At 49.2% G+C, this 21,791-nt stretch carries 19 protein-coding genes, 1 pseudogene and 1 riboswitch; of the genes and pseudogenes, 17 read left to right on the top strand and 3 right to left on the bottom strand.

The genetic code is table 11. The annotated features are described in order from the left end of the window. Positions 1-658: 658 nt before the first annotated feature. The gene (locus H6F86_RS10110; protein ID WP_190448482.1) at positions 659-799 is read right to left on the bottom strand and encodes a hypothetical protein; all 141 of its coding nucleotides are present in this window, start codon (positions 797-799) and stop codon (positions 659-661) included. On the opposite strand from H6F86_RS10110, the gene H6F86_RS10105 reads away from it, so the two are divergent. The 6 genes from H6F86_RS10105 (at position 798) to H6F86_RS31515 (ending at position 7,232) form a co-directional block, all read left to right on the top strand. Next, positions 798-1,667, top strand: a complete 870-nt coding sequence (locus tag H6F86_RS10105; protein ID WP_190448481.1) for a Tab2/Atab2 family RNA-binding protein — start codon at positions 798-800, stop codon at positions 1,665-1,667. The two genes, H6F86_RS10110 and H6F86_RS10105, sit on opposite strands and share 2 nt — an antisense overlap. 102 nt (positions 1,668-1,769) lie before the next feature. Further along, positions 1,770-1,850, top strand: a riboswitch (Fluoride riboswitch). A gap of 82 nt (positions 1,851-1,932) precedes the next feature. Further along, entirely contained in the window at positions 1,933-3,561 is a 1,629-nt protein-coding gene (locus H6F86_RS10100) for a cation:proton antiporter (protein WP_190448480.1), read from the top strand. Positions 3,562-3,826: 265 nt separating this feature from the next. Beyond that, positions 3,827-5,569, top strand: a complete 1,743-nt coding sequence (locus tag H6F86_RS10095; RefSeq protein ID WP_190448479.1) for a hypothetical protein — start codon at positions 3,827-3,829, stop codon at positions 5,567-5,569. Positions 5,570-6,353: 784 nt separating this feature from the next. Beyond that, a complete protein-coding gene (locus H6F86_RS10090; protein WP_190448478.1) occupies positions 6,354-6,737 on the top strand; it encodes a nuclear transport factor 2 family protein in 384 nt (127 codons plus the stop codon). A gap of 9 nt (positions 6,738-6,746) precedes the next feature. Beyond that, positions 6,747-6,869 (top strand): hypothetical protein, encoded by a 123-nt coding sequence (locus tag H6F86_RS32770; protein WP_277881653.1) that lies wholly within the window; start codon positions 6,747-6,749, stop codon positions 6,867-6,869. Between the two features lie 123 nt (positions 6,870-6,992). Then, positions 6,993-7,232, top strand: coding sequence for an SDR family NAD(P)-dependent oxidoreductase (locus H6F86_RS31515; RefSeq protein ID WP_347240113.1), 240 nt, complete (start codon positions 6,993-6,995; stop codon positions 7,230-7,232). Between the two features lie 462 nt (positions 7,233-7,694). On the opposite strand, the pseudogene H6F86_RS10080 reads toward H6F86_RS31515, so the two are convergent. Further along, positions 7,695-7,916 (bottom strand): annotated as a pseudogene (locus tag H6F86_RS10080) (transposase); the annotation flags it as partial. A gap of 144 nt (positions 7,917-8,060) precedes the next feature. Here H6F86_RS10080 and H6F86_RS10075 point away from each other — a divergent pair. The 9 genes from H6F86_RS10075 to H6F86_RS10035 all read left to right on the top strand — a co-directional run bounded on the left by H6F86_RS10075 (position 8,061) and on the right by H6F86_RS10035 (position 17,188). Beyond that, on the top strand, positions 8,061-8,963 hold the full coding sequence (locus H6F86_RS10075) for an AraC family transcriptional regulator (protein WP_190448476.1): 903 nt from the start codon (positions 8,061-8,063) through the stop codon (positions 8,961-8,963). Positions 8,964-9,872: 909 nt separating this feature from the next. Then, positions 9,873-11,180, top strand: coding sequence for a glycosyltransferase (locus tag H6F86_RS10070; RefSeq protein WP_190448475.1), 1,308 nt, complete (start codon positions 9,873-9,875; stop codon positions 11,178-11,180). A gap of 22 nt (positions 11,181-11,202) precedes the next feature. Next, entirely contained in the window at positions 11,203-11,373 is a 171-nt protein-coding gene (locus H6F86_RS10065; protein WP_190448474.1) for a hypothetical protein, read from the top strand. 306 nt (positions 11,374-11,679) lie between these two features. Next, complete coding sequence (locus H6F86_RS10060; protein WP_242033457.1) at positions 11,680-12,045, top strand: hypothetical protein; 366 nt, start codon at positions 11,680-11,682, stop codon at positions 12,043-12,045. Between the two features lie 64 nt (positions 12,046-12,109). Further along, the gene (locus tag H6F86_RS10055) at positions 12,110-12,964 is read left to right on the top strand and encodes a glycosyltransferase family 39 protein (protein ID WP_190448473.1); all 855 of its coding nucleotides are present in this window, start codon (positions 12,110-12,112) and stop codon (positions 12,962-12,964) included. Between the two features lie 349 nt (positions 12,965-13,313). Continuing rightward, positions 13,314-14,243: a glycosyltransferase family 2 protein gene (locus H6F86_RS10050; protein ID WP_190448472.1), complete on the top strand. Its 930-nt coding sequence runs from the start codon at positions 13,314-13,316 to the stop codon at positions 14,241-14,243. A 39-nt stretch (positions 14,244-14,282) separates the two neighbouring features. Beyond that, complete coding sequence (locus H6F86_RS10045; RefSeq protein ID WP_199305191.1) at positions 14,283-15,206, top strand: glycosyltransferase family 2 protein; 924 nt, start codon at positions 14,283-14,285, stop codon at positions 15,204-15,206. 15 nt (positions 15,207-15,221) lie between these two features. Next, on the top strand, positions 15,222-16,289 hold the full coding sequence (locus H6F86_RS10040) for a glycosyltransferase family 1 protein (RefSeq protein ID WP_190448470.1): 1,068 nt from the start codon (positions 15,222-15,224) through the stop codon (positions 16,287-16,289). Positions 16,290-16,321: 32 nt separating this feature from the next. Then, a complete protein-coding gene (locus H6F86_RS10035) occupies positions 16,322-17,188 on the top strand; it encodes a DNA/RNA non-specific endonuclease (protein WP_242033456.1) in 867 nt (288 codons plus the stop codon). Between the two features lie 23 nt (positions 17,189-17,211). Here the strand turns inward: H6F86_RS10035 and H6F86_RS10030 are convergent, their stop codons facing one another. Next, positions 17,212-17,874, bottom strand: coding sequence for a phosphoribosylanthranilate isomerase (locus H6F86_RS10030; RefSeq protein WP_190448469.1), 663 nt, complete (start codon positions 17,872-17,874; stop codon positions 17,212-17,214). 125 nt (positions 17,875-17,999) lie between these two features. On the opposite strand from H6F86_RS10030, the gene psaK reads away from it, so the two are divergent. After that, complete coding sequence (psaK, locus tag H6F86_RS10025) at positions 18,000-18,263, top strand: photosystem I reaction center subunit PsaK (protein ID WP_190448468.1); 264 nt, start codon at positions 18,000-18,002, stop codon at positions 18,261-18,263. A 224-nt stretch (positions 18,264-18,487) separates the two neighbouring features. Beyond that, complete coding sequence (locus H6F86_RS10020) at positions 18,488-21,541, top strand: hypothetical protein (RefSeq protein ID WP_190448467.1); 3,054 nt, start codon at positions 18,488-18,490, stop codon at positions 21,539-21,541. Positions 21,542-21,791: the final 250 nt, after the last annotated feature.

Raw genomic sequence — 21,791 nt, 5'->3', positions numbered from 1 at the left:
CTCATCGGTCAGGTCACTGTCGTAGTAAGGCTGACTCATATCCTCAAGCCATGTAGATGTCACTCTTCTGGTATCGCGCCTTTGTGACCGTAGTTGTCTTCTACTTCACATACATTTACAAACAGTTTCTTAGACAGCTCAACTGCAGAATGATTCCACGGTTTGATCGTGGATACAGCTTTATTCAGTCACGGTTGCCATCCGAGCGGTCACAGGCATAACCAATCCCTGCACCAGAACGCTACAAGCTAGTTGGTGAGTTCTTAAGGTTATTTGCGTCCGGTGAGCTTGGTCGTTAAACCGCTAGAAGTTTAGAGGCTGACAGAGGCGATTAAAGGCTCGATCGCAGTTCCTTTAGCATCTCCCGCAAACTTTCTCGCTAGTAGGGAAGATGAGTCCCCAACAGCGTCGAAACTCTTAGCGGGAGTGAAGTATTCAGGTATGGTGATAGGGATAACGTGCTGGATTTTGAGGGGGAAGCCAAGTTGCTCTGCTTCTTCAAAGATGGCAACGGCAAAACTGTACTATATATGCCGCTGTTGGTGTCGTGGTAATTGCCTGCGGTCTCGGTAGACAGTTGAGAGGCGAGTTGGGCGACCGCCGCTGCCAGACCCTTTGATTAGGTAGGTGCTTGCAAGTTACTAACTTTTAGCAGACTCTAGTAGCTAATTACCCATGCCAATTTCACACCATCTGGGATACAACGATTGTTAAGAGAAGCGATCGCTTGCCCATACGAAGGCTTTGTAACCAGCAAAAACCGAATTGGTATTACACCTAACAACGAATCTTGACGCATGACCGTTTGGGAACTTGATTTCTACCGTCGCCCCCTACAGAATGCGGCTGGCGACCCGCTTTGGGAACTGCTGATCTGTGATTCTGTGGGTGCTTTTCAGTTTGTGACGTACTGCGCCCAGGCACAGGCAAGCGCAAGCTGGTTACTGACCCAATTACAGTCACAATTGCAAGCGTGGATAGAGGCAGGTCATACCTTGCCCGATCGTCTCCTCGTGTTCCGACCACAAACATTGCACCTGCTCGAAACCGCTGGGCAGCAGTTGGGCATTGCGATCGAGGCAACCCGACGCACGCCCCGGCTCAAACACTTGCTCGTTGAGCGATCGCGGCAATATGCAACACTTACAGACTCTTTAGAAGCACGCTATACAGGGCAGGGATATCAGCCATTAGCACTAGACAAACTGCCGCCCGTACCGTTACCAGAAAAGCTGTGGGGCGATCGCTGGCGGTTTGCCTCACTGCCTGCGGTCGATCTCATTGATACCGTTAGCGATCGCATGATTCCCATTCTGTCAGTGCCAGAAGCACTGCTGCCGCTTAAGCTAGGGCTAGCATCCACAGTGCCCATTCCAGGTGTGGTGATCGATGGCGGACGGCAAGCCATGCGGCTAGCCAACTGGCTCCAACAGTCTCAGCCTGTCTCGCTAGGCTACATTCCCGGTGCTCCTGATGGCTTGATTCTAGAAGCAGGGTTAGCCGATCGCTGGATTCTGACTACCTTTGAGGATACTGAGGTTGCCACGGCTGGGCAAGCATACGAACAGCACAAGCAACTCAGTCAGGGACTCCATTTTCTGCTGGTGCAACCCGACGACTCTGGTATGACCTACAGCGGTTTCTGGTTGTTGAAACCAGAAGATTAGCAGGTTGTTCACGCTTGCTTCGCTTGGCTTTCCAGCCAGATGGAGCCGTGAGGATAAGGACGTGCTTGCTGCTGCACGTTCTCAAACCAATTCCCTGTACAGTATGGACAAGGTGATAGCGCTCGCCTAAACCGCCCCTGGCTTTTTGATTTTTACTAGAGGGCTGATGGCTCCTACTGTTCCGGCTTGCTGCGGAAAGTAGAGCTGTTAATGTCAACTTCCAACGCAAGTCACGGCAAGTCGTTCGTTCGCTGGAGATTGCGTGATGTTGGCAAGTCTGCTCTGGATCGTCTTGATGGGCTTTTTTGTTGGTCAGATTGCCCGTCGCTTAAAGGTACCTGCTCTGGTGGGGATGATTACCGTTGGGGTGATCTTGGGTCCACAAGTCGGAAATGTCATCAGTCCAGGCGTTTTGAATACAGCGAATGCTTTGCGAATCATTGCAGTCATGGTCATCCTGATGAAGGCAGGGTTGGGACTAGACCGCGAGAAACTCAAGCAACAGGGAACAGTGGCACTGCGGTTAGGGTTTTTACCCGCCATCTGCGAAGCGATCGCGATCACCCTTGCCGCGATCATCATTTTTCGGTTTGATTTTCCTACAGGGTTACTGCTGGGCTGCATTATTGGGGCAGAGTCGCCAGCGGTGATTGTGCCAGGAATGCTCCGGTTAAAGAGTTTGGGGTGGGGAGTCAGAAAAGGAATTCCTGATGCCATTCTGACGGGAAGTGCACTGTCTAATGTGCTGTTGCTACTGATCTTTAGTCTGCTGCTGGCATTTCTCTCGCAAGGCGCAACAACAGGCATTCCCTTACCCGGTGGCTTCACCCTGAGTGCCTTGCAGCTCTTGCCCTTGCAAATCGTACTTCAGATTAGTTTAGGCGTGTTGCTGGGAGCCTTCTCTGCTCGCGTTTTAGTGTCTCTGCTGACAGAGCAAAACTGGACGCAAACTGCCGTGCAGGATACTTTAGTTGCCGCTAGCGTTGCCCTGCTGTTGGTGGTTTTGACTGAGCTATTCCCCTTCTATTCTGGCTATCTTGCCGTCCTGTCAATGGGCTTTTTTCTGATTGAATTTGATGCACCCCTAGCCCGGCGCTTGCGGGGGGGGTTTGATGGGTTGTGGACACTTGCCGAAATCTTCTTATTTGTCCTACTGGGAGCCAGTATTCAACTCAATGTTTTAGGCGCTGCGTTGCTACCAGGTTTAGTCTTGCTGGGTATTGGCACATTGATGGGACGATCGCTCGGCTGGTATCTCTCCACCGTTGGCAGCAATTGGCACTGGCGAGAGCGTCTCTTTTTGCTACCCGGAAATTCGGCTAAAGCAACGGTTCAGGCAGCGATCGGCGCGATTCCTCTCGCCAATGGCATTACAGGCGGCGAAATCATTCTGGCGATCGCGGCACTCTCAATTTTAGTGACAGCCCCATTGGGAGCCTGGGCAATTCCGACATTTGCTCCTCGACTGTTGGAACGTGGCGAGGTCGATCCCACTAAAGTAGCGATCGCTCGTCGCATTACCATTTTGGCTGCTGTCGATACCTCTCCTCTGGCAGTGCAAGTGCTAACGAAAACGGCTGAACTGGCGCGTCGCAGCGATAGTCAGGTCATTGTGCTGCACGTGAGCCGCACTAACGATCCAACCGAGATGGAATGGCTCCGAACAAAAACACAATTGCTCCTAGCAGATATCCGCTATCGATTTATGACGGTGGAAGGGACAGCCGCAGAGGCGATCGTTCGCACTGCCCAGGACTACAACGTGGACGAAATTGTGCTGGGTAAACGAGGACATCAACCGTTGGACACCGTTCTTGTTGGGTCGGTTTCACAAGCCGTTTTAGAGTCGAGTGCCATTCCAGTCATGGTCGTGGAACAAGTGCCCTCGTTTTGAAGTCGCCGTACATAAGCGCTGCTTCAATAGCGGCAGCAACTAACCAGACTGACTGCTGCAAGCCAAACGCTGAGAGCAAGTTACAGTTCATGGCTGGAGACACTTTATAAATCTTTCATGAGGACAGGGCTCAAATTGCTGTACGTCTTTGTCTCTGTTTACTAATAGGGTAGAACTAGCATAGAGATGCCCGTTGGTGCCCTACCAGATCGTTTTGACCAGCACAACCCACCTCACCGAAAAATCGCTTCTGAGGCTCCTCCATATGGCTCACGGCTTAAAGCAATTCGCACAATTTTCAGCGATCGCCCTGATCACTGTTTTAGGTTCAACAAAGGCTGGAATCGCGATTGAATCGCAAGATGTGAAAGCACGCTTGCTGGCGGACATTGGCTTTCAATATGCTGCACTTGGAGACTCTCAACGTTCGACCGAAGTTTTAGAGCAAGCGCTCCGCTCCACCAAAGCGATGTCTGCTCGCTGCTTCCAAGGCAACCTTTTAGCAAAAATTGGCGGTGGCTATCTACTGGTAGGACAGGAAACGCAAGGCAAACAGCTCCTGACAGAGGCGCTTCAAACTGCCGTAGCCCAGGAAGCAACGCGCTGTAGTCGCAGTGGCACCTCTCCAACCGAATCCTTACGCAACCGTGCCAAAGAGTACGCTGATGCCGGACACTTTGACCTGGCACTTGAACTGGGTCAGCGCTTAGTCGACCCCATGACGCTGGCAGAACTGGCCGGTTATCTCTCGGCGGCAGGACAGCCTGAGCGCGCCACAAAGGTCTTAAACCAGGCGATCGATCGAGCTGAAAGTCTGACGCACCAGGCAGACAGAACCCAAATGCTGGTCGTGATGGCAGAGCGGCTTCGGTGGGGTGAGCACAGAGAGCAGTCATCCGTTGTTCTGCAGCGAGCGCTAGAGAGCCTCAATGCTCCAGCACAATCCAAGCCAGCACCATCTAATGCAGTAAACTCCAAGCCAGCACCTGTCAGTGCCAAATTTAGTGCCGAATCGTTACAAGTTTCCTCAACCCTCCGCATAGCTAGAGTCTTTGCTGCGATTGGAGAGAACCAGCAAGCAATCGAAGTGCTCAATCAAGTTGTGCCAAAAATTCGGACCTTAGCAAGTCAACCCTTGCCGCTCGATCGGGTTGGGTACCAGATTGATGCTGCCCTTCAGTATGGTGAACTAGGGCAGAAGAGCCAGTCCGGTGACCTCCTGGCTGAAGCACTGGCAAGCGTACAGGGCATTCCCAGAGACGGCAGCTCCAACCGAGAGTATGCTGTGACCAAAATTGCCGAGGGCTATGCCAAGCTTGGTGACTTTAAGCAGGCACTACAACTCGCCCAAGCCATTCCCATTGTGAGTCAGCGAACGTCTGCGTTAGGGCAAATTGCGATCGCCTATGCTAAGGCAGGAAACCTGGATGCAGGAGTGAAACTGGCGCAGTCGATTAAAAACCGCAATGCAGTGCTGATAGAGGTTGTGAGACATCATCTCGGCAACAAACAGCCTGATCAAGCCTGGAATCTTGTCCAGACTTACCAGGTAAAGGGCATTTTGTCAGAGGTGGCTGTTGGTTTTGTGGAAGCAGGACAACCTGAGAAGGCACTGCAAATTGTTCAAACTGGCAACCTAAAGGGGTTTGTGCCAGACCTAGCACTCAGCTATGTGAAGGTAGGACAGCCTGATCAGGCTTTGCAGCTAGTGGCAAACCAACAGATGGAATGGATCTTGCCTGCCATTGCACGTGGCTTTGCAAAACAAGGACAACTCGACTCGGCACTTCGGGTAACGCAAGCGATGAACGATAAAAACTACAAAGCACAAGCACTGATTGCGATCGCCCAGGTTTACACTAAACAGGATGCAGCAGAGCAAGGCAGCATTCAGTCTATACTTGCCAACCCTATGACCTTGCTCAGAAGCCTGTTTGGAGATTCAGAGCGGGAAAAAGCTGCTAAGAAGGTGCTGGACCAAGCGCTTCAGGTAACGCAATCGTACTAAATCATAGAAACAAAGGTAGCGAGGCTGCAACAAAACCCTACGCGATCGCTGTACTACCTGAGCAGCAGAGAATTCAGCAAAAAGCTTAGAAATTGAATTCTCGAAAATAGTCAGGTTCGCATGATGAGACAGCTCTGAGTTTTCTGCACTACTAAGGTCACTTGACTGACACAGTATTAGCGTTGCTATCAAAAACGAATTGGCAATCGTCCAAAGGAAATTTGCTTCGCAAACAGCTAACATTGCCTTGCAAGTAGGCTCCTCTAGTCAAAGTCATCTGACGTCAAAGTCATCTGAAAGAGCACTTTAGCACCTCCTTGTAATGGCACTTAAGCAAGTCCGCTAACACCACAAGAATGTGACAAGGCATTGTAAGAATGTGAAAGAAGTTGAGTATTGGGACTCACTACACTATCAGTAAATAAAACGTGGAAGCAACCTCAGGAGGGAACCGCTGTTAATAATACTTAGACGGAAATAATCTGTCTAACCTTCTAAATAAATGGTCATGAGTAAACAGGGCTTTTCGTAGGATGGGTTAGCAATAGCGTCACCCATGCTGCTCAAGGATTTGATGCGTTACGGCTACGCCCTTTAGCGAAGCCATGCCGCAGGCTTTACACATCCTACGTTTAATTAGGGCTGTCTAACCTCCTAGTTCGGAATGTATTACAGATTCGACTTCTGTCTAATCTTGCCATTTTGGGTAGATAGGCAGAATAGGAGGGAGAAAATTCGTCCAATAACAAGTTAGGCACTGTCCCATCTCTTTCACCTACCTTTTATGCCAAATCAACTTGCACCGGAAATCGAGCTGCTACACGCAGCGTATGCGTCCTTCAACGCACGTGACCTTGATGCCGCCCTCGCCCTGATGGCTTCCGACGTGGTTTGGCCAAGAGCATTCAAAGGCGGTTTTGTCCATGGGTCTGAAGCAGTTCGTGCTTACTGGACGGAGCAGTGGAGCGAAATCAATGGACACGTCGAGCCAGTTACCTTTCACATAGAGGATGCTGGGCAGATCTTGGTCGAGGTGCATCAGGTCGTGCGCGATCTGTCTGGAGCCGTCCTTGCCGATGAAAACGTCGGTCACCGTTTCACCATTGAGGATGGCTTGATTCAAGCCATGGAAGTCTGCCCACTTCCATTGTCCGACCTCGATGCCTAACAACGTTAGGTGGAAGCTTCACAAAAAAAGGTAACCATCATGATGCTTGAAAATAAAGTGGCTTTAGTTACTGGCAGGAAAATAGGTATTGGTCGAGCCACTGCAATTGCGTTTGGTGCTGCTGGTACATAAGTGATCTTCTCCGACAAACCCGATGTAGAAAGGGAAGCAACTGCTACTCTGATTCGCCAGACGGGAGCGGAATGCTTGTTTGTGAAATCAGATGTATCGAGTGAAGCGGATGTGTAAGCCTTAGTGCAGAAAGCGATCGCCGCCTACAGCAACCTCGATTGTGCATTTAACAATGCTGGAATTGCTCGGGTTGTTAAACCGCTGCACGAACAATTGATCGAAGATTTTGACAAGATTCTGTCGATCAATGCGCGAGGGCTATTTCTGTGCATGAAATATGAAATTCAACAGATGCTGATCCAGGACAAAGGCGTGATCGTGAACAATTCGGCAACGAATGGTCTCGTTGCGCGGCGTTGCTGAATAGTGGGAGGAATCAAGCAGGAATCGGGACATCTCGAAATTTAAAGTCTCGAAATTTAAAGTAGTAAAGGTAACAAGCGGATTGAACGTCTCAGCCTTGCTTCTGATTTGGAATAGCACAATGTTTTGCGATGTAATCGTGCTAGACAGACGGATGTAATTTTGCTTACCCCTTCTCTTGCCATGCTCAATTTCATCCTTGACCGGATCGAGAATATCACTCTCGCATTTCGCTATCAGTAATGTCGTTCATTGTCACCACTGCTGCCAAGGGTTTTTCAGTTTTTTCGTCTACACCCAAGTGCAACTTCGTCAAGTGCCCCGCTTACTGATGCCATGTTGCCGGATCTTCCGCTCCCCTTCTCCATACACTTTGACGCCAGTAAAATCGACAACCCCATGCCGAGCACCACGCTTGGGCAGTACGGGTAAGGTGGCTGCAAACCGCCCCAAGCGTCACGATCAGGTGCTGTGGTCGAGCACCGGCAAATCGATCTCCATTAACTCGAGGATTGATTCTAGAAATTCTTGGCACTGCCGTCCTGCTAACTTGTACACTGCCTTAAGCATTGTCATGGTGCAGATAGCGAGATCACTGTGGAAGTCTAAAGCTCCCGACTTGCCGCTGAAGTTGGGAATTACCCACTGCTCTAGCATGGCTTCGTCCATCCAGAATGTTAGGCTTTCCCGTTGCTTGAGTGCAGCGTTATACTCAGATGCAGTTGTGAATGCGGTAGCTCATTGCTGTGAAGGATTGTTGGTGGTACCTCAGCCCTACCACGTCACCCTTCCGCAACCCCTTCATGCAATAAAGCTAAGCCGAGATAGATGCTGAAAACAAAAACTGTGACAGAGAACCTTCCTAAAGTGATCGAACTCGGTCAACGGTTTGATCATACAACCCCGGTGTTATCCAGTCGGCAAAGGGGCTGGAACGGGATTGTGGTTGAGCAGTATCAGCATCTTTCAAATTCATTTGAAGTTGAATTCCCTGCCCCATCAGATCATTGGCTCGTCTTACCCTTAGGGCAACCTGTCCTTGTAACCCAAAAGTCTGACGATCGCTTGCATGAATCCATCATCCAGAGGGGCGACACCATCCTTGTTCCTGCTGGACAACCGAAGTACTGGTGTCGGCGCGAAGGCATCTGCTGTGCGGTGCACATGCACTTAAAACCGGAGATGATTAGGCAAACCGCTGAAGCATCTGAAATGGATACAAAACGAACCGGTCTTGTGGACTGTTCCGGTAAGCAAGATTTACAGCTGCATCAGATTGCCATGCTGCTTTTAGCTGAGTTGGAGTCTGGTGGCATGATGGGTCAATTGTATGTTGAATCACTCACTCAAGTATTAGCTATCCATCTTCTAAGACATTATTCTACCGTTACGCAAACCATTACATCTGAGAACAGAAGTTTAAATCATATTCAGTTGCAACAGACGATCGATTATATTCACACTTACCTGAATCGAGATTTGTCACTCGCTGAACTGGCAAGCGTCATTAATATTAGCCCCACATACTTTGCCAGTTTATTCAAACAAGCGATGGGAATATCGCCCCACCAATATGTGATTCAACAGCGAGTAGAACAGGCGAAAGTAATGTTGAAGAGAACAGATTTGACAATTGCCGACATTGCTTTACAAGTCGGTTTTTCCAATCAAAGTCACTTAACACGACACTTTAAGCGATTCACCGGCATGACACCAAAACAGATTCGTTAAACATCATAAGAATGTGACAAACTGCTATAAGAACCTACAAAAAGTTGAGCATTGGAACTTATTACACTCAGTTGATTAGGACAAGCGTAGCTGTTTTACAGTGAGGAGCAGAACGGAGCTACTCCTCCGTGTTGCCCTATGACGGTACTACTTTTTATGTCCTTTCTGTGAGTTGCAAAAACTGGTTAGTGGTAAGGTCGGTAAACCTAGACACGGCTAGCTCCTCTCCAATCGCTACTTCGGTATGGTCAACTTAACTGGGTCTGCTCAGAATGCAGCACAATCATGCTTCCATCATCAGGTACACTGAATTGATGCAGCAGTTTTCAGGCAAGCGACTGCTCGCAGCTCAACGAGCAAGATTAATACTACAAGCTTAGACTTGGTGTGAGCTAGCTACTTATCCCACTATCCTTTAATGCGCCACCAACAATTCCGACCGATCAACGAAAGTTAGAGAACGTGTCAGCGAAAGTTGGAGGTGAAAACCCCTTCCTGAGCTAGAAGTGCAATCTAACCAGAGCAGTTACGCTGTGAGCAGCCTTTAAGCAACCATTTTCTGGTCGGTCCGGGTTGCATCCGGAAAGTGGTCATACGAAACTCTAGATGCCAAAACAAGGGTTATATAGACTTTTTATTTTGAGCTTTCTAATCTTTTTGCTTATCTAGTTTTTCGCTTGGTAGTGCAACGCTATTTCAATAAGACTAGGAGATTCGTCTTGAAATTGAAAGCAGTATGTTAAGGATAGAGGAGATAGCCTACAGGCTAACAACCCAAAGGGAGCGGACTTGCAAGATTGTCTATGAGTCACGAAGTATAGTTTTATAGCGGCTCATTCGGAACGTTAGCCTTACTTGAATTTATGTGCCTTTAGGCTCACTTGCTTCCCCATCATTACTTGAATGCTTATGACTCATTTCGGTATTATTTCTCCTACAGGCAGCCACCTGACTACCCACTTTGTTTTGGGACATGAGCTTCAGCGACGTGGGCATCGTGTCACCTTTCTGAATATTTTGGATGCTCAGGACAAGATACTTGCCGCGGACTTCGGCTTTAGGGTCATTGGTGAGTCGGAGCGACCGATTGGCTCAGAAGCCGAAATCTTGACTCAGAGAGGCAAGTTAAGTGGAATAGCCTCATTGAAGCATTCTCTTAAAACTGCTGAACAAGATATGCGAGTGATTCTTCAGGATGCGCCGTCGGTGGTTAAAGCTCAAGAGATTGAAGCCCTACTGGTTGATCAATGCTCTCCTGTTGGCGGAACAGTTGCAGATTATCTTAAAATCCCCTTTATTAGCCTATGTGCCGCCTTGCCACTAAATCGAGACATTAGCATTCCACCAATCTTTACAACTTGGTCATATAGCCCCACTTGGAGGGCTAAAGTACGGAACCGCCTTGGTTATACCGTATCAACCGTCTTAACGAAGTCCATCAGGCAGTTAACGGCGGAGTATCGGCAACAATGGCACTTACCGCCCCATGCTCATCCGAACGACAACTATTCTAAACTCGCTCAGCTTAGCCAGCAGCCTGCTGCCTTTGAGTTTCCTCGCGCCCTGCCACCGCACTTTCATTTTACTGGACCTTATCACACCTCTCTTGGACGAGAGAGAGTCTCTTTTCCGTGGGAGCAATTAACTGGACAACCGCTGATTTATGCATCAATGGGAACCATTCAAAATCAGATTTTCCCTGTGTTTGAGACAATTGCTGCTGCTTGTGTCGGACTCGATGTTCAGTTGGTGCTTTCCTTGGGGGGCGGCATGCCGTTGGAGGCAATGTCATCCTTGCCTGGGCAACCTTTGGTTGTTAGTTATGCACCACAGCTAGAGTTGCTTCAAAGAGCCGCCCTCACGATCACTCACGCAGGTTTAAACACAGTTTTAGAATCATTAACCCATGGAGTACCAATGGTTGCGATTCCAATTGCGAATGATCAACCTGGAACCGCTGCTCGCATCGTTTGGGCAGGCGTAGGGGAGCTGATAGCCCTGTCCCACTTAACAGTTGATAATTTGCGATCAGTCATTCATCAGGTGTTGACTCAGGATGCCTATAGAGTTCAGGCATTGCGTTTACAAGCGGCGATTCAGAACTCTGGTGGGGTGCAGCAAGCAGCTAGCATTATTGAAGCGGTGCTTGCAACAGGAAAGCCCGTTCTTAGAAATTCAGGTGGCATTATCAACTTAACGGACCACATTCAAAATTAGGCACGATTATTCCTAAGCAGTCTTGATCACTCTGGTTACGCAGCAGCATTTAGCCCAGCAACTTCTCGCCAATCTTCCAACCGTTGGCATAGCTGTTCTCGGTATCGTGTTGCACTCGGTTCATGTTGCTTTAGGTAAAAGTGCCCTCAAAGCGGTTCAAAGGCGGCTAGAAATCGTTGTGCTTGCCCCATAGATTTGAATCGCCGCATGCGTCGTTCTCAAACTCGTGTTGGCTGATGCGAATGCTTAACTCGGTTGTTCAATCCCTTTTGCTGTCGAGGTTCTATGCTCGGCATCACTCGTTTCTTTGTCGCTTCGTAACGCTTCAATTCGTCTGTAACGCTGACCCGGGGCACGAACTTTTGTTGCAGTAGCTGGGAGTACAGGAACCGGAAGTCGCGAACAAGGTGGAATCAGAACAATTATTCGATCGCAGCATTAACTTGACAATACTCTTCTACTGCCCAACTACAAAATACAAACGTGGAGGCGAAACAAGATGTCAGCAGAAGAAATTGCGTCGTTGCTCACGATTTATTTTTGTAATATGACAGCAATGAATGCAGAAGGTAGGATAGAGATTTTTTCTGGAGATGCGGTGATTTATGACCCAGTTGGAGACCCACCAAGGCAAGTACACAAAGATTTCCATCAGTTTTACAAGATGTTGTCTAGCATCTTTGAAACAATAGAACTATCAAAAGATAGCATCCTCTTTGTGAGAAACGGGGTAGCAGTCAAGTGGACGATCGGGTCGCTTCTAAGAAAGATCGCCATGTTACTGCGGAGGGGATTAGTATCTTTGAAATCAGTGATGTTGGTAAAATTCAAACGGTCTCGTCTTACTGGGATGAAGCCGCAATGATGGCGAAGCTGAAGGGTTAGTTGACGCCTTGACTGAAAATGTTTGCAGCAGAAAAAGACTCATCATGGTTGAAAGACCACCAGAGCAGATCCATCGTTCCAAGCGATCGCTCAGCAGCGATTTTGTCCTTTTGGGTTGCCTAGCTGTTATAAAACTGTTGCTCCATTTACTTACAAGTGGACGCTATGGCTACTTCTCAGATGAACTTTCCTACATCGCTGCGGGAGAACACGTGGATTGGGGGTATGCTGAGTTTCCTCCACTCGTCGCGGTGATTGCAAATATCAGCCGTGAGTTGCTAGCAGACTCCTTATTTGCGATTCGGCTCTTTCCCGCGATTTCAGGCGCACTGACGGTTTTTTTAACTGGCGTAATTGTTCGCGAACTGGGCGGTGGAAAATATGCTCAATGTTTGGCTGCGATCGCGGTTATCCTTGCACCTGGATATCTGTTTCTGCAAACCATTCTGACGATGAATGCCTTTGAGCCGCTGCTGTGGATGCTTTGTGCTTATGTGGCAATATTGATTTTGAAGTACGAAAACTCCAAGCTTTGGCTACTGGCTGGGTTGATCGTCGGAATTGGGTTGATGAACAAGTTTTCGATCGCGTTCTTTGCCTTCAGTTTGCTAATTGGCTTCTTGATCACTCCAGCTCGAAAGCTGTTATTGAATCGATGGCTGTGGTTAGGAATTGCGATCGCAGTCCTCATTTGCTTGCCGACGGTGATTTGGCAAAGTCACCACAGTTGGGCTTTCCTGGAGCATCAACGAGAGTCTAATCTATACGAGAAAAAACCGTTTCTTCAGTCCACGATCGATCTATTTCTACAGCAATTTATTTTGATGAACCCTGCGGCATTTTTACGGTGTTTAGGGAGCGTGCAAACGGGGATGATATGCCTGAGGCTCCTAACATAATTGTCAAGCACAGCTAGCGTTTCAGTTATGTTGAAGAAAGCATTTGTCGAACTCATATCGCGACTAAACCTGTAAACTTAGGTAAGTGGATTGTCAGCACAAATGTATTGCAAATCGTCCAAACAGCGACATGAATCAGGCGAATATCTTATCAAGTTTTGTTAGACGCATAGCGGCATAGATCGTGCGAATGCTAGGATTGCGGCATGAATCATGCGAAAAATATTTGTATTGCTAAAATGACTAAAAGCCCTTCTGAGTCTGGGGTCTAGCTGTTAAAATATTAGCGACATGATTGTGCGAACAGCAACATTTATTATGCAAACGTACATATGGGTGAGCGCATAAAATGGCGCGATTATATACTGTTGCCGCCTACATTACAGCGTATGATGATGCAATTGCCCTCAACGCCTGTGTGACAGCTTTACGATTCCAGTCTTACTGCATTCAACATATTCTGATTGTTGACAACTCATCCCAAGCGTTGAGGCTTTCAGAAGAAAATCAAGCGGACGATCGCCTTTTGGTCTGGCATTACCCTAAGAACATTGGCATTGCGGGGGGTCTGGCGTTAGCGATTCAGTGGGCTAGGCAGCGCCAGTACAACTTTTTGTGGACGTTTGACCAGGACAGCACACCGGCTTCTGATTGTCTGGAGCACTTGCTAGCAGCGTATGTAAAGCTGGCGACGGAGGCGTACGTGATCGGCATGATAGCTCCTACAGCGATCGATGCTCGTACGGGACAGACGGTAAAGCCAAGTCTATTTCTGGGCGATCGGTTTCGTGGCTTCGTGCCAGTTAACCCCACCTTGCCCTATGAATGCGATGCGCCAATCACGTCTGGGGCATTGGTGTCACTACGGACGGTCGCTCACGTAGAACCTCCAGATGCAGGGCTATTTATTGATGGCATTGACTTAGATTATGGGCTACGGTTGCGACAGGCTGGCTTTCACAATTTGGTTGTGCCAGATGCGGCAATGTATCATCGGTTTGGAGTGCCATTTCAGCTTGAGATACTGGGTCGAAAAAAAGTGTTTCAGCTTTATTCGCCGCTGCGCTACTACTACATTTGTCGCAATCATACCTATCTTGAATTACGGCATTCGCAAGGATGGTATCGGTTGACGTGTTGCCTACGGCGCCTAAAATTCTTACTGCTGACAGTGCTCAAAATTTTAGCGTTTGATGCTGCTCCCAAAGGGCAAAAAGCGATCGCGTGCGTCACCGGCACGTATCATGGCTTTTTAGGAAGGCTGGGCAAAACCTGGTAGGGAAATAAGGGAATAGGGAGTAGGGAGTGGTGAATGCAAATGAAACCAGTTGTAGTTTCCATTATTTTAGTCAACTACAACGGTGCAGAAGTTGTGCTGGACTGTCTGCGATCGCTCCTGCAATTTCTTCACACTGTTCCTTACGAAATCATTGTGGTTGATAATGCCTCTACAGACAGTAGTGCTGCCTTAATTGCTCAACACTTCCCAACTGTGAAACTCATTATACAAGCCGAAAATCGAGGCTTTGGAGCAGGCAATAACGTTGGTGCAACCGAGGCAAAAGGAGAATTTCTCTTTCTGCTGAATACAGATACGTTGCTTACAAGCGATGTGCTGCCACCACTGATAATGCTGATGAAAGAATACCCATCGGTTGGTATTATTGGGACAAAACTATTAAACGCAGATGGGACTCTTCAGCTTTCTGTGGCAGATGAAATTAGCATTTTTGGCGAGTATAACACACTGAAACAACTAAAGCAGTACACCGATCCTCAACAACGAGATGCGATCGAACAGAGATTTCAGCACGTTCAAACGGTGGATATTGTGATCGGCGCTGCCTTTTTTATCCGTCGATCGCTCTTTGAAACGTTGAGTGGGTTTGATGAAACCTTTTTTATGTACTTTGAAGAATCCGATTTATGTCAGCGATCGCGCGATCGTGGTTGGCAAGTGCTTTACACCCCTGATGTTCCAATCATCCATTTAGGCGGTTATTCTGTTGGCAAAGTATCTGATCGGATGCGGTTAGAATATCGTTGGAGTCAGATTTATTACTATCAAAAACATCGTCCGTTGTGGGAACAAGTTGTTTTAAGAGTTTATTTAATCGTTAAATTCACGATCGCTGCTTTAAAGGCACCCAGCCCAATTAATCTAAAAATCCTGCGCTTTATTCTAAATATTAATCATGCTCCAACACCATCAAAGCGGATTCATGCCGTTAAAAAGCTCTAGCGATCGCTTGCACTTATGACAATTTTGGTGAACCTATCTCCCGTTTTGCCACAGCCAACGGGCATTTCTACGTATAGCCTTAATATCGTCAAAGAGTTGCGATCGCTCAAACCCAATGTCGTCAGTTCGTTTAAAATTGAGGGCTATGCCTGGCATCAATCGCCACCTGATTTAACAGCTGCTTATGGGTTAAAGGGTCACTTAAAGCGGCTGCTCTGGACACAGTTTCAGTTGCCTAAGTTCTATCAAAAGCTAAACTCAACGCTACTATTTTCGGTTTTACCAGAAGCACCATTATGGTCAAACTGTCGTTCCGTCATCATGGTGCATGATCTCATTCCACTGCACTTTCCCAAACGCTTTTCTCCAGCAACGCTTTATAACAAGCATTATATTCCTCAAGTCTTAAAACAAGCTGCGCATATTATCTGCAATTCCAATGCAACCGCTCAGGATCTTGTGCAGTTTTGTGGCATTTCGGCGAGCCAAATTACGTCTATCCCCCTGGCGTATGATGCTCAACACTTTCGGTTTTTAGACTTGCCAACGCAGAACTATTTTCTTTATCTGGGTCGTTTTGCACCGTATAAAAATGTCCAACGTGCGATCGCTGCGTTTGCTCAGTTGCCCAATTATTCAGACTATGAATTTTGGCTGGCAGGTCCACCCGATCCACGTCAGTTGCCACTCTTGCAAGCACAAATTGAAGCCTTGAAGTTAACCAAGCAAATCAAGTTTTTAGATTACGTCGCCTATGAGGAACTGCCGAGGCTGCTGAATCAGGCGAGCGGGCTGGTGTTTCCGAGCCTGTGGGAAGGGTTTGGGTTGCCGGCTTTGGAGGCAATGGCGTGTGGCACACCTGTCATCACATCAAACCTGTCATCCTTGCTAGAAGTGACGGGTGATGCTGCCCTTTTGATCGATCCGTATGACGTGGCTGCGATCGCTCATGCTATGCATGATCTAGCAACAGATGTTGGTTTACGCGCTCAACTCCGCACAGCCAGCCTTGCCAGAGCCAGCCAGTTTAGTTGGGCAAAGACTGGACACGCAACGGCTGAAGTCTTGCAGCGTTTTAGCTAGGTTGGTACGCAGAATGCACGCAGATTCAAGGGATGGACACAGGCATGGGTTATGAAGTGCAGAGAAGGGGGGCGATCGCCGCAAGGATTCGCTCACGTTGGTATCTAGCCGCAGTCGGGTGCCTGCTCCTGCTGCTGGTGGGCTGTAACTTACTGCTCAAACCGCCTGCTACTATCAGCGTTCACTTGGCGTTGGGCAACCCCAGCAATGCCACAGCCAGTCCTCTTAGCCCAGACAACTACCTGATGGTCAAGCCGGAGTATACGCTGTCCTACAACAACAGCAAGCGCATTCCCAATTGGGTCAGTTGGCAGTTGAATGAGTCCTGGTTGGGCACTGTGCGTCGCAGCAACGATTTTCGCCCAGATGATCAGTTGCCAGCAGAATGGTATCGAGTGTTGCCCACAGACTACAACGGGAGCGGCTTTGATCGCGGTCATTTAGCTCCTTCCGGCGATCGTACTAATACTCCAGACGCGAACTCTGCCACCTTTTTGATGACCAACATTCTGCCCCAGTCGAAAGCAAATAATCAGGGACCGTGGCAACAGTTGGAAAGCGACTGCCGTAGTTTGGTGCGGCAGGGCAAGGAACTCTATATCGTGGCTGGTGGCTACGGCAAGAAACGAGTGCTGACTAAGGGCAGCATTGTGGTGCCAGCGTATACCTGGAAAGTGATTGTCGTGCTCGATCGCCTCAATGCCGGTAGCCGAGCGATCAATGAGCAAACCCGAGTGATTGCGGTGAGTGTGCCTAACTTTGAGGGCATTAGAGAAACCGACTGGCAGACCTATCGCGTTTCTGTCGATGCGATCGAAGCGGCAACCGGGTACGACTTTCTGACCAATGTGCCAGTGGGTGTGCAAGCAGTGTTGGAACGCCGAGTGGATACCCAGTAAAAGCGTTCTGTCCTCAAGACGCTTCAGAAACCACCACTTTGGAGCTGACTTAACAACCGAGCGACCTCAGGCAGGTTTTTGTCGCCCGGACTGTACTCCACACCGCTAGAAAGGTCAACGCCGTGCGGCGTGGCTTGACGTAGCGCCTCCAGCACGTTATCGGGTGTCAACCCGCCTGCCAGAAACCAGGGGCAAGCTGGCTCAAATTGCTGAAGCGATCGCCAGTTCAATGTTTTTCCAGTGCCACCGAGCAATCTGGGATCGTAAGCATCCAGCAGCAGCGTGTTAACGCAGGCAGTATAAGCATCGACCTCGCTAAGATCCGACTCAGAACGAATGCGTAGGGCTTTGATAATTTCAACCTTGGGAAGCTGTTGTCGGAGTTGATCGCAAAACTCAGGCGTTTCGGAGCCATGAAGCTGCACTCCGCTCAGGTTGCCGATCGCCACCGTTTGACAAAGTACTTCCAAGCTGGCGTTGACAAACACACCGATGCGATCGCACAGCGGTTCATTGGTCGCCCGATCACAAGGAAGGGTGGAGACAATAGTGGCAATCTGCGCTGGAGAGACATAGCGTGGGGAGGACTGGGCACAGATAAACCCCAAGGCAGTCGCGCCGAGTTGGGCGATCGCCTGACCCTGCTCTGGTTTAGTGATACCGCAAATTTTGACTCGTAGACCCATGACTTGTATCGAAAGATGACACGTTCGTTAACTCTTGAAACAAAATTAGCTTTTTTCGAGGTTCGCTCCTGAGAGCTTTTTATAATCCTTCTTGTTTATAAGCGTATCAATCTTTAGGAGGCAAAATGTTTTACACACCTTTAGCGGCTGTTGCACGAAGCGTCGAATGGTCGCCCAACGTTGCCATTGTCATGATTGCAGCAAACCTGCTGGCGATCGCGATCGGTCGTTTTGCCATTCAACGACGTGGTGTCGGTCCTGCGCTACCCGTCAAAGCACCCGGGCTCTTTGAAGGGTTTGGCGTACCAGAATTGTTGGCAACGACAAGCTTTGGGCACATTCTAGGCGCTGGTTTCATCCTGGGACTTAGTAACGCTGGCGTTCTTTAAGCACTGGGCGTTTGGTGCTTGGTTACTACCGTTCTCCTATTAAGGCGTTTTACTATTGAGGCGTTCTCCTACTTAGGAAAGTGGCAGTCAAGTACTTAAGGTTGCTAATTTGAAAGTAAGACTTGACAGCCTGGGTGGTATGGCGATCGCTGTGCTACCCAGGCTGTTGTATTTAGCGCCTGATGGTCGCTCTCACCATGTATGCTGCATCCCCGCTTTTGGCTATGAATGCCCCCGTTTTCACAACGCTGTTTACAGGCTTGCTGCTTGCCTTTGCTGTGCAGTTGTTGTTGACAACCTTTGGTGTAGCGGCTGGTGTTACAGCGATCGGCTATCTGCCAGGTACTCAGTCTGACGATGAGCCGCAAGAAACGGCAACAAGCGGTGGGATAGCAGGCAAGCTTGGCTTTGCTATTGGGGCTAGCACTCTCTTGACTGTAAACGTTGTTTTGTTCATCGCGTGCTTTCTCGCCGTGAAACTAAGCCTCGTTAGCAGCCCAACCCTAGGAGCCGTGCTAGGTGTCGTCATCTGGTCGGGCTATTTTTTGAGCGTGCTTTGGCTAAGTACAAAAGCTGCCGGATCGCTGCTGGGGACATTGGTTGGTGCAATTAGTGGGGGTGTTCAAACGTTAGTAGCAACGATCGCGACTGCATTAACGCGAAAAGAAAAACCAGCAGACGCACTACCAGCCGCTCTGACTGAGCGCATGGCAGCGACCGAAACCAGTCTAGCGACCTTACAAGATCAGGTAGAAGCAACCGATCGCAACCTTGAGACAACGCTGCGAGAATATGTGCAGACCATTCAACCGCCCAAGCCTGATTTGCAGAGCATTCGGCAGGTAGTAGCAAGTGTGCTGGCTGATTCGGGCGTGTCCTCCGTAACGGCAGGGCTGGATCGCATCGATCGTCAAACACTGGTAGAGCTAGTCAGTAGTCGCTCTGATTTTTCGACCCGTGATGTGAACGATGTCGTAGATCAGCTTGAAGGCGTATGGCAGGAGGTGATGGGTGCCCCTAACGCGATCGCTGACCTCACCACCTTCTTCCAAACTGCCAACCCAGACCAACTGACACCAGAAGCGGTTAACGATCGTCTCCAGCGCCTTCTAGCGACTCAAACCCCCACGATCAATGATCAGCCAGTGGCAGACAAGCAGCAGTTGGGGATGTTAACCAATGCTTCACTAGAACCGCAGCAGTTGCTCAAGCGCCTGACGCGGATTGTGCGCGATCGTGTAGACCTGTCAGATCTGGATGTTGGCAGTCTTTTGCAGCAGTTCCAGTCGTTTACACAGTCATCCAAGCCAGCAGAAACGGCTGATCAGGCCGCGTTCCACAACACGATCAAAGCTGATGTTGAAGATTATCTACTCAATGCTTACCCCTGGAATTTAACGCGCAAAACAGTGCAAGCAGAATTTCAGGATGTCATTTACGACCCAGAAGCAAATCCCGCCGCCGTACAGCAGCAGCTTTCAGCCATTGATCGAAACTTTTTTGTGACGCTGCTAGAACAACGGGATGATCTGTCATCCAAAAAGGTAGAGAAAATTGTCGATCGCCTAGAAGAAACTCAGCAAGCCGTGTTGCAAAAGCTGGAGGCTGCTATTGCTGAAGCCCCGTTACAAGCCTTTAGCCAGCAGGTTGTGACCGATCTTCAGGCAGCGTCTGAAGCCGATTTAAAGCCACAGCATCTTCAAGAAAAACTGCGGTCACTGCTCCATCAGTCAGGTGTTACGGTCGATCGCTGGAGCGCTTACCTGCATCACCTCAACCGCGATCGCCTGGAAGCGTTGCTGACTGAACAGCGAGAATGGAGTGAAAAGACTTTAGACGGGTTGATAACGGCGTTTGAAACCAGTGTCGATCGCCTGCTGGCAGAGGTTCAAGCGCATCAAGCCGCCGTAGAAACAGAGGCAACCGCACTCTGGAAAGCTCTGGGCGCATATGTGAGCGATCACACCCAGACGCTTACTGCCCGTGATATCCAGCGTCAGCTTAAACACCTTACAAAAGCCACTGCGGTTGAATTTTCTGACTTGCAAGGCTACCTGCCATCGTTCGATCGCGCGACTGCTGAAGAGTGGTTAAGCGCTCACCCAGACTTGACCAAAAAACAGCGGCAGCGAGTGCTTTTGCAGCTAGAAAAAGCCTGGAGCCGCTTGCATGAGGCACCCCAAAAGGTTGCTGACAAAGTATCTGATGGTAGTCAGGTTCTCACTTTGCTGCAAGACTTTCTACAGAACCTTGACCTCTCTACGTTCAATGCGTCTGACCTGCCTCAAGCGTTGCTTGGCTACCTGAAGCAGCACTATGCAGACGTAGATTGGCTCGGTCAGATCGGCTCATTGGATTGGCAACCCCTGCTTGAATCCGTGCAGCAGCGACCGGATCTGACAGAGGAGCAACGACAGCAACTATTGCGGCAGGTGCAGCGATCGCTCTACACCATCGGCAAACTACCGCGTCGCTTAGCACTCCGCAGCAAGCGACAAGCGCAAAGCTGGCAAGACCATTTGACTGATTATTTACGCTATGCCGAACCGGATGATCTTAGTCTTGATCGCCTGCCACACTCTCTACAACGCCTGTTAAATCGCGTTCAAACAGTCTCTGAAACCGCCCCAGATTGGCAGCATCTAACAAATCTTAGCCGCGATCGCCTGGTGGCACTACTCTCTGAGCGAGGCGACATTGCTAACGATGACATTAGCCAAATTGTCGAGACGGTAGAAACGATGGTGCAAGAGGCGATCGTCCAAGCCCAAACCCTACAGCAGCAGGCTCAAGCTACCATCGCTAAGACGCTTGACCAGTTGCGTCACTCGATTGCCTCCCTGCCGCTCCCTGACCTGGACTACGATCGCATCAAGCAAGACGTTCAGCAAGTTTTGGTTGACCCTCGTGCAGGGCTAGAAAGCCTTAGCAGTTCCCTGGGAGACACGCTGCGCGACCAGTTGAGCACACTAAATCGCGATACACTTGCTGCCCTGATTAGCACTCGTGACGACCTTTCTACTACCTTTGCACAACAAATTACCGATCGCCTTGATGCCGCCCGCCTAAGTGCGATCGCCCAGATCGAAACCGTTCAGCAAGCCGCTAACCGTCGTCTTGAAGCGCTACAGCACCAGGCAAACGAAACCCGCAAAGCTGTCGCGATCGCTGCCTGGTGGCTCTTTGTTACAGCCTTATCGTCGGCGTTTACGTCTGCGTTCGCTGGTGCCCTAGCAGTTGGCGGCATCGAGTGGATTGAACAGATGTTAGGGGCATGAGGCAGATAGAACGAAGCTTTGAATTTCGAGTTTTCGACGCTACGTTTTACTATTAGTCAACGCTTGCTTCTAACAACCAACCTCTAACAATCAGCTACAGCAGTTGAAGCGAACGTTAGGACAGACTTAAGAAAGTGTTTGTAAATGCTGGTTAAGCAGGTTTCAAGTTCCTCGTTCGTCGGTTGTTTGTTAACCGCCTCAGCATCAACCGAATCATGACCACATAAACCATGCCTTCATGATTTTCAGG

Origin of the sequence: Phormidium sp. FACHB-592, assembly GCF_014695795.1 — a bacterium.
GTDB lineage: Bacteria > Cyanobacteriota > Cyanobacteriia > Leptolyngbyales > Leptolyngbyaceae > Stenomitos.
This window is presented reverse-complemented; position numbering and strand designations above follow the sequence as displayed.